6 protein-coding genes and 1 pseudogene are annotated in these 6,027 nt (G+C 71.2%); 2 read left to right on the forward strand and 5 right to left on the reverse strand.

Annotated elements, in window-relative coordinates:
- Positions 1 to 23: 23 nt before the first annotated feature.
- Entirely contained in the window at positions 24 to 752 is a 729-nt protein-coding gene (locus tag AB0C96_RS01375) for a CoA pyrophosphatase (RefSeq protein ID WP_362912415.1), read from the forward strand.
- A gap of 13 nt (positions 753 to 765) precedes the next feature.
- Positions 766 to 1,965, forward strand: coding sequence for a MarP family serine protease (locus AB0C96_RS01380; RefSeq protein WP_362912417.1), 1,200 nt, complete (start codon positions 766 to 768; stop codon positions 1,963 to 1,965).
- Positions 1,966 to 2,134: 169 nt separating this feature from the next.
- Here the strand turns inward: AB0C96_RS01380 and AB0C96_RS01385 are convergent, their stop codons facing one another.
- The 5 genes and pseudogenes from AB0C96_RS01385 to AB0C96_RS01405 form a co-directional block, all read right to left on the reverse strand.
- Positions 2,135 to 2,332: a hypothetical protein gene (locus tag AB0C96_RS01385; protein ID WP_078487036.1), complete on the reverse strand. Its 198-nt coding sequence runs from the start codon at positions 2,330 to 2,332 to the stop codon at positions 2,135 to 2,137.
- 185 nt (positions 2,333 to 2,517) lie between these two features.
- Positions 2,518 to 3,456, reverse strand: coding sequence for an alpha/beta hydrolase (locus tag AB0C96_RS01390; RefSeq protein WP_362912419.1), 939 nt, complete (start codon positions 3,454 to 3,456; stop codon positions 2,518 to 2,520).
- A complete protein-coding gene (locus tag AB0C96_RS01395) occupies positions 3,453 to 3,911 on the reverse strand; it encodes a phage holin family protein (RefSeq protein WP_362912421.1) in 459 nt (152 codons plus the stop codon). Before AB0C96_RS01395 ends, AB0C96_RS01390 begins: the two co-directional genes overlap by 4 nt.
- Positions 3,912 to 3,955: 44 nt before the next feature.
- Entirely contained in the window at positions 3,956 to 5,350 is a 1,395-nt protein-coding gene (nhaA, locus tag AB0C96_RS01400; RefSeq protein WP_362912423.1) for a Na+/H+ antiporter NhaA, read from the reverse strand.
- A gap of 284 nt (positions 5,351 to 5,634) precedes the next feature.
- Positions 5,635 to 6,027: pseudogene (locus tag AB0C96_RS01405) on the reverse strand (acetyl-coenzyme A synthetase); the annotation flags it as partial.

Below are 6,027 nucleotides of genomic sequence, written 5' to 3' on the forward strand. Positions count from 1 at the left end.
AAGCCAGGCCTGAGGGGGCGCGTATGAGGAGTGCACGGGAGCAGCGGTACGACGAGGAGGCGGGGCTCGGCCGCCCCGCCGAGGGCGGCGAGGTCATGGTCACGGTCGACGGCCTGCCCGAGTGGCTCGACCCGGTGGTCCGCGCGGCCACCACCATCGAGCCGCGCCAGCTCAGCCGCTTCCTGCCGCCCGAGGACGGCGGCCGGCAGTCCGCGGTGCTGATCCTCTTCGGCCACGGGTCGCGGGGCCCCGAGCTGCTCCTGATGGAGCGCGCCGGCACGCTGCGCTCACACGCCGGCCAGCCCTCCTTCCCCGGCGGCGCGCTCGACCCCGAGGACGGCGACCCCGACGGCACCGGCCCGGTGCGGGCGGCGCTGCGCGAGGCCCAGGAGGAGACCGGCCTCGACCCGTCCGGGGTGCAGGTCTTCGGTGTGCTGCCGCGGCTCTACATCCCCGTCAGCCGCTTCGTGGTGACGCCCGTCCTGGGGTGGTGGCGCCGGCCGAGCCCGGTCGGTGCGGTCGACCAGGCGGAGACCGCCCGGGTGTTCACGGTTCCTGTGGCCGACCTCACGGATCCCGCCCATCGTGTGACAACGCGCCATCCGAGCGGTCACGTCGGGCCGGCCTTCCTGGTCGAGAACGCCCTGGTCTGGGGCTTTACAGCGGGTGTGATCGACCGGATCCTGCACTATGCGGGGTGGGAGATTCCGTGGGACCGTGACAAGCAGGTCCCGCTCGACTGGCGCGCGTGAGACGGTGTCCGGCGTGAACGTCCTGGACATCCTGCTGTTGGTCGCGGCCGTGTGGTTCGCGATCGTCGGCTACCGGCAAGGTTTCGTCGTCGGCATTCTGTCCGTGATCGGCTTCCTCGGAGGCGGGCTGATCGCGGTCTTCGTGCTGCCCGTGCTCTGGAACGAGATCACCGGCGATGCCACACCCGGCACCTTCGCGGCCATCGCGGCGGTCGCCATCGTGATCGTGTGCGCATCCGTGGGCCAGGCACTCACCACCCACCTGGGCAACAAACTGCGCCGCCACATCACCTGGTCACCGGCGAGAGCCCTGGACGCGACCGGCGGCGCACTGGTCAACGTCGTGGCGATGCTGTTGGTTGCCTGGCTGATCGGTTCCGCGCTGGCCGGTACGTCCCTGCCGACGCTCGGCAAGGAGGTCCGCAACTCCAAGGTGCTGCTCGGGGTGTCCCGAGTGATGCCGCAGCAGGCCAACACCTGGTTCGCGGACTTCTCCTCGGTGCTCGCGCAGAACGGCTTCCCGCAGGTCTTCACGCCGTTCTCCAACGAACCGATCAACAGCGTGCCGGCGCCCGACCCCCGGCTGGCCTCCGGTCCGGTGGCCGCGCAGGCCAAGCGCAGCATCGTCAAGGTCGTCGGCACGGCCCCCAGCTGCGGCAAGGTCCTCGAAGGCAGCGGCTTCGTCTTCGGACGGCACCGCGTGATGACCAACGCCCACGTCGTCGGCGGGGTGAGCGAACCGACCGTCCAGGTGGGCGGCGAGGGCCGTACGTACGACGCCCGGGTCGTGCTGTACGACTGGCGGCGCGACATCGCCGTGCTGGACGTGCCCTCGCTGAACGCCCCGGCGCTGCGGTTCGCCGGCTCGGACGCCGGCAGCGGCAAGAGCGCCATCGTCGCCGGCTTCCCGGAGAACGGCGGCTACGACGTCCGCTCGGCCCGTATCCGCGGCCGTATCCAGGCCAACGGCCCGGACATCTACCACCGCGGCACGGTCGGCCGCGATGTGTACTCGCTCTACGCCACGGTGCGGCAGGGCAACTCCGGCGGCCCGCTGCTCACCCCCGAGGGCGAGGTCTACGGCGTCGTCTTCGCGAAGTCGCTGGACGACTCGCGCACCGGTTACGCACTGACCGCCGACGAGATCCGCCAGGACGTCCTCAACGGGCGTACGGCCCAGCAGCAGGTCGACAGCCAGGGCTGCGCGATCTGAGGCACCGGGCCGACACCCTCAGGGGATCGACGGAGAACGGGAAGCCCCTGGCGGCGCTCCGAGCCGCCCGGGGCGGCGTCACGCGCGGCGGGCGGGGCGCTCGCGTCCTCCGGAGTGCGTCGGGCGCGGCGCGCGGTTGCCGGCGCCGCGCCGGCGGACGGGCGGTCGCTCAGCTACGGGTATGGCGGAGGCGGGCGCTCATCCAGCGCGCTCTGCGGCGCAGGATGCGCGGAATGCCCATAGGGTGCGCCGGATCGGGGGACCCGCCGGACCCGAGATCCGGGGTGCCCCTGTCCTGAGTGCCCACGGCAGCGGCACTGCTGCGGCGGTTGCGTGCCACGTCACGGTAGTCGTGCGTCCAGCCCATACCCTCGACTCTGCCCGTGCCCCAAGGTCCGTAACCGCCGCGGGGGCCGCCAATTGGCCTATGCGCCAGGCAAGTGGCCGTTCGTCAGGTGAATGTTCGAGGCCGGCACGAACGTGCCCCGCTGAACGGTTCGAACCGACCGCTCAGCGGGACGCCGATGCCCCGGCGCGGAGCCCGCGCCGTGCTCAGCGGTCCGGTTCCGGGTCCTTGAGCCAGCTGATCAGCTCGGTGGAGAACGCCACCGGATCCTCTTCGTGCGGGAAGTGCCCCAGCCCGTCGAAGAGCCGCCAGCGGTACGGCGCCTCGACGTACTCGCCGGAGCCGGCCGCGCTGCGGGTGCGCATCACCGGGTCCAGCGAGCCGTGCAGGTGCAGCGTCGGCACCCGTACGGGCATCTTCATCCGGCGGTTGAACTGGATGCCGTCGGGACGGGCCAACGAGCGCACCATCCAGCGGTACGGCTCGATCGAGCAGTGCGCCGTGGAGGGGATGCTCATCGCCCGCCGGTAGACCTCGATCGCCTCGTCGTCCGGCAGCCGGGGCCCGGACCACTCCCGGATCATCCGGCCGACCAGCGCCGCGTCGTCGGCGGTCAGCCGCCGCTCGGGCAGCCAGGGCCGCTGGAAGTTCCAGATGTGCGAACTGCGGGCGCTCTGCCGGACGTCGGCGAGCATCGCCGCGCGCCAGCGCCGCGGGTGCGGCATCGACGCCACCGCGAGGCGGCGCACCAGCTTGGGCCGCATCACCGCCGCCGTCCAGGCCAGGTAGCCGCCCAGATCGTGCCCCACGAGCGCGGCGTCCGGCTCGCCCAGGGACCGTATGACGCCGGTGATGTCCAGGGCGAGGTTCGCCGGGTCGTAGCCGCGCGGGGTGCGGTCGCTGCCGCCGACGCCCCGCAGGTCCATGGCCACCGCGCGGAAGCCCGCCTCGGCGAGCGCCGGGAGCTGGTGCCGCCAGGTCCACCAGAACTGCGGGAAGCCGTGCAGCAGCAGAACCAGTGGGCCGTCGCCCATCTCGGCGATGTGGAAGCGCGCGCCGTTGGCCGCGACGTCCCGGTGGGTCACCTCCTGCCCGCCGGGGACGTCGATCCGTACGACCGAGGCGGTGCTGTCAGGGGCTGTCATACCGACGAGCGTGTCACAGACTCCAGGACCGGGTGGTCCATGGCCTCCACACGGGGGTGCGGCTTGGCCTTCTGGAGCACGGCCGCGGTCTCCTTGGCGGAGTTGATGGACTTCTCCGGCTTCTTGATCTTCTTGATCTTGGCGATGGCAATGAGGGCCAACAGCCCGGCGAGGACCAGGAAGGCGCCGCCCACGATCAGGAAGGACCAGGCGAGCCCCAGGCCGAGGTTGTGGATGCCGTACGCCGCGGCAAAGCTCAGCACCGGCAGCGCGAACAGCGCCAGCGCGCCCGCCACGATGAACGCGGCACTGCCGATGCCCGCCCGCTTGGCGTCCTGCCGCAGCTCCGCCTTGGCCAGTGCGATCTCGTCGTGGACCAGTGCGGACATCTCGGTGGTGGCCGAGGCCACCAGCTGTCCGAGGCTGCGTTCCCCGCCCGCATCGACTGCGCTCATCGCCGTCTCCCTCTTTTCGTCACCCGGATGCAAAGCCTCTCAGATCATGCCGGACCATCGTCCCCGGAGTGCGCGCTGGAGGCCAGTTCGGCAAGCCGCCGGTGCTCCGCGGCCTTGGCTTCGTGGATCGCCGCCATCCGCAGGTGGTACTCCGGCTTGTCGAGTTCGTAGATGTCGGGGATGCCGTCCTGGTCCTCGTCCCGCTCCTCGTCCTCGCAGAGCTTCTTGTACTTGGCATTGCGGACCTTGAGCAGGATGCCGGCGAGAAGGGCCGCGAGCAGCGATCCGATCAGCACCGATGCCTTGATCTCGGCGGCCAGTGCCGCGTCGTCGGCGAAGGCCAGTTCGCCGATCAGCAGCGAGACGGTGAATCCGATGCCGGCCAGGGAGGCGAGCGCGAAGACGTCCGGCCACTTGAGGTCGGGATTCAGTTCGGCCTTGGTGAAGCGGGCGGTGCACCACGTACCGCCGAAGATGCCCACCGCCTTGCCCACTACCAGGCCGAGTACGACGCCGAGCGTCTCGGGCCGGGTGAAGACGTCGTGGAGGGCGCCGCCGGATATGGAGACGCCCGCGGAGAAGAGGGCGAACAGCGGAACCGCGAGGCCGGCGGAGAGCGGGCGGACCAGGTGCTCGATGCGTTCGCCGGGGGACCGGCTCTCGCCGTCGCGGCGGTGGCAGCGCAGCATCAGACCCATGGCGACGCCGGCGATGGTGGCGTGCACCCCGCTGTTCTCCATCAGAGCCCAGATGACCATGGCGAGCGGGACGTAGACGTACCAGCCGCGGACGCCCTTGCGCAGCAGCAGGTAGAAGGCCACCAGGCCGACGACGGCGAGGCCGAGCGTCAGGAAGTTGATCTTCGAGGTGAAGAAGATCGCGATGATCAGGATGGCGAAGAGGTCGTCGACGACGGCGAGGGTGAGCAGGAAGGCGCGCAGCGCGGCGGGCAGTGACGTGCCGATGACGGCCAGCACGCCGAGCGCGAAGGCGATGTCGGTAGCGGTGGGGACCGCCCAGCCCTGTAGGGAGCCCCCGCCGATACCGCTGACGAGGGCGTAGACGACCGCCGGTGTCGCCATCCCGCAGACCGCGGCGATCACCGGGAGCGCGGCGGCCCGGGGGTCCCGCAGCTCGCCGACGACCAGCTCACGCTTGAGCTCGATGCCGGCGACGAAGAAGAAGACCGCGAGCAGGCCGTTGGCGGCCCAGTGCTGGAGGGACAGGTTCAGGCCCAGAGAGGCCGGGCCGAGGTGGAAGTCGCGGACCGCCGCGTAGCTTCCGCTCAGGGTGTTTGCCCAGATCAGGGCGGCCAGGGCGGCAGCGAGGAGGAGGACACCGCCGACCGTCTCGGTGCGCAGCGCATCCGCGATGAAGTTCCGCTCGGGCAGCGACATGCGCCCGAGGAAGGGGGAACGACGGTGGGTGGGTGCACTCACGGGGGTGACCTCCGGCCTTCGGCAGCTGTGTACGGCTGTTGCAGTTGCCGACCAGACTTCCCGGCGCACCCTGAGATTCTTAGCGCGTCATTGACGCGCCTCCCACTTTACCGGGCGGGTGCGAACGAGTATTCGGTGGCCTCACCTTACGGGCAATTCGGACGTGGGGCCGCCGCGGCACGGCGGAGGGGCACCCGGGCCGCCGTGGCCCGGATGCCCCTCCGTGGTGCGTCGGTCTCGGTCCTCTCCGTGGTGCGCCGAACACCGCAGGAGCGGACGCGACCTCAGTCCTCGCTGGCCGCGCTGGGCAGCTTGGCCTGGATCAGGTCCATGACCGAGGAGTCGGTGAGCGTGGTGACGTCGCCCAGGTCACGGTTCTCGGCGACGTCGCGCAGCAGCCGCCGCATGATCTTGCCGGAGCGGGTCTTGGGCAGCTCCGCCACCGGCAGGATCCGCTTGGGCTTGGCGATCGGGCCGAGCTGCTTGGCGACGTGCGCCCGCAGTTCCTCGACCAGGCCGCCCTCCGCGTCGGCGGATGATGCCGCCGCCTCCGCCGCTCCGCCGCGCAGGATGACGAAGGCACAGATGGCCTGGCCGGTGGTCGGGTCGTTCGCGCCGACCACGGCGGCCTCGGCGACCGCGGGGTGGGAGACGAGGGCGGACTCGACCTCGGTGGT

The organism is Streptomyces sp. NPDC048506 (assembly GCF_040651315.1).
Classification (GTDB): Bacteria; Actinomycetota; Actinomycetes; order Streptomycetales; family Streptomycetaceae; genus Streptomyces.

Bases quoted from the DNA above. Each gene is read 5' to 3' on its own strand.
- AB0C96_RS01395 (WP_362912421.1), bottom strand. From the start codon at position 3,911: ATGAGCGCAGTCGATGCGGGCGGGGAACGCAGCCTCGGACAGCTGGTG.
- AB0C96_RS01375 (WP_362912415.1), top strand. From the start codon at position 24: ATGAGGAGTGCACGGGAGCAGCGGTACGACGAGGAGGCGGGGCTCGGC.
- AB0C96_RS01390 (WP_362912419.1), bottom strand. From the start codon at position 3,456: ATGACAGCCCCTGACAGCACCGCCTCGGTCGTACGGATCGACGTCCCC.
- AB0C96_RS01385 (WP_078487036.1), bottom strand. From the start codon at position 2,332: ATGGGCTGGACGCACGACTACCGTGACGTGGCACGCAACCGCCGCAGC.